Below are 2,156 nucleotides of genomic sequence, written 5' to 3'. Positions count from 1 at the left end.
GCCGCCGGTGGCCTGGGTGTTGCCCGTCAGGCCCAGCTTCTGGAACACCAGCGCCAGCTCGTCCTGCATGCCGGCGCGCACCAGCGGCACGTGGCTCTTGTTCAGGCGGGCCTTGGCCAGCAGCGGACGCTGGCTCAGCAGGTCGCGGGCCATGCACTTATCGGCCACTTCGCGGAATACCGGCGCGGCCACGTCGGCCCCATAGATGCGGCCGTTGCGGGGCGAATCCACTACCACGATGCAGCTGTACTTCGGCTTGTCGGCCGGGAAATAGCCGCAGAAGCTGGTCGAATACGTCTTGGTATACTGGCCGTTCTTGAATTTCCAGGCCGTACCGGTTTTGCCGGCAATGCTGTAGTCCTTGGGCCGGATGCTGCGGGCCGTGCCGGCCGTCACCACCCCTTCCATCATCGATTTCACCTTGGCCAGCGTGGCGTCGGAACAGATTTTGGGATTCAGCACCTTGGTTTCGTTGTGCTGGAGCACCTGGTCGGCCTGCTTGATTTCGCGCACAATCATGGGCTGCACCTTCACGCCGCCGTTGGCCACGGCGTTGTAGAGGGCCAGGGTTTGCAGCGGGGCCAGCTTCAGCTCGTAGCCGATGCTCATGGTGGTGAGCGAGGTGCGGCTCCAGCTGCGGTCTTTGGTATCCTTCACATAGGGCAGCGCCTCGCCGGTCATCTGGAAGCCCAGGGGCTTGTCAAGCCCGAACTTCTTCAGGTAGTCGGTGTACTCGGTGGGGTTGCCCGAGAAGTACTTGTCGACCAGCTTGGCCACGCCAATGTTGCTCGACTTCTCGAACACCTGCTGCACCGTGATGCGCCCGTAGCCGTGCGAGTCCGATTTTACGGCCCCGCCCACGTACATGCGGCCGTTGCCGGTGTCCACCATGTCGTCGAGCGTCAGCTCGGGGTGCGCCTCAAATAGCGCCATCATCGACGCCAGCTTGAACGTGGAGCCCGGCTCCGTCCGGCCCTGGTCGGCGAAGGCGTAGTTGTAGTCCTCCTTATAGGTGTCGTCCGACGCCTTGCCGAGGTTGGCCACGGCCTTGATTTCGCCGGTCGCCACTTCCATCAGAATCACGCAGCCGTACTGGGCATTATTGTCGACCAGCGACTTGTACAGCGCGTTTTCGGCCACGTCCTGTAGGTTGATGTCGAGCGTGGTTTTCACGTCGTAGCCCGGCAGGGGCTTAATTTCGGTGCCGTCGTACACGGGTTTGATGCCGCCCGGCACGCGCTCAAACAGCGCCTCGCCCGCCCGCCCGGCCAGGCTTTGCTCGAAGGTGTATTCGAGGCCCGCGCCGTGGTGGTCTTCGTTTACGAAGCCAATGGTGCGCTGCGCCAGCCCGCCAAACGGCCGGAAGCGCTTGTCGACCTTCTCAAAAATGGCCCCGCCCCGGTTGCGCTTCTCGCGGAATACCGGCCAGGTCGCCATCAGCTTCTTCTCCTGAAAGTTGATTTGGCGCGAGTTCAAACGGATGTAGCGCTGGTGGGCCGAGTGCGCGTTCACCAGCCGGCGGCGGTATTCCTGCACGCTGCGGTCGCCAAAGAAATGCGACAGGTGCCAGGCCAGCGAGTCAATCCCGGCCTTGAACACCCCATCCTCCACCACGCCCGGGTCCCAGGCCACGCGGTAGAACGGCAGCGAAGTAGCCATAATACTCTCGTTATCAGAGTAAATATTGCCCCGCGTAGCCGGTACCGACTGGTAGCTGATGCGCCGCTCCTGCTCTAGGGCGCGCCACTTGGCCCCCTCCTGAAACTGAATTTTGGTGGCCTTCCAGAAAATGGCACCCGAGAACACGGCCACCCCCAAAAAGGCCAGCCGCACCCGGGTTACTATCGACTTTTTAACACTGCCTTTCATCGGGAATGCGCTTTAACAGGCTGCTTACCTGACGATTGTTTCTTCTGCGTCTTTGTGCTCTTTTGTACCTTATTCTTATTGTCGAGCTTATTCTGCTTGGCAGCAGAAGCTTTCGAGGCTCGCGGCGTGGCTGGGGTCCGGTAGGTCGACGCAGAAGCTGCTTCCCGGCGCGGCGCCGGCGCAGTTGGCACCGAATCTCCATCCAGTGCCTGAGGCGGGGCAATGATTTCGGGGCCACTGTCCACGTCGCCGCCATCGGCGGGGCGCTTGCGGCCGGCCAGCTGGTC

2 protein-coding genes are annotated in these 2,156 nt (G+C 62.2%); both read right to left on the bottom strand.

What is annotated here, in order from left to right; translation table 11 throughout:
• On the bottom strand, window positions 1–1,869 hold a 1,869-nt coding region (locus ACYVDE_RS20940; protein WP_460503478.1), incomplete at its 3' end, for a peptidoglycan D,D-transpeptidase FtsI family protein.
• Window positions 1,866–2,156 (bottom strand): hypothetical protein (locus tag ACYVDE_RS20935; RefSeq protein WP_460503477.1); only part of this gene is annotated, 291 nt, incomplete at its 5' end. The genes ACYVDE_RS20940 and ACYVDE_RS20935, both read right to left, overlap by 4 nt.

It is taken from the genome of Hymenobacter agri (assembly GCF_054778495.1).
This window is presented reverse-complemented; position numbering and strand designations above follow the sequence as displayed.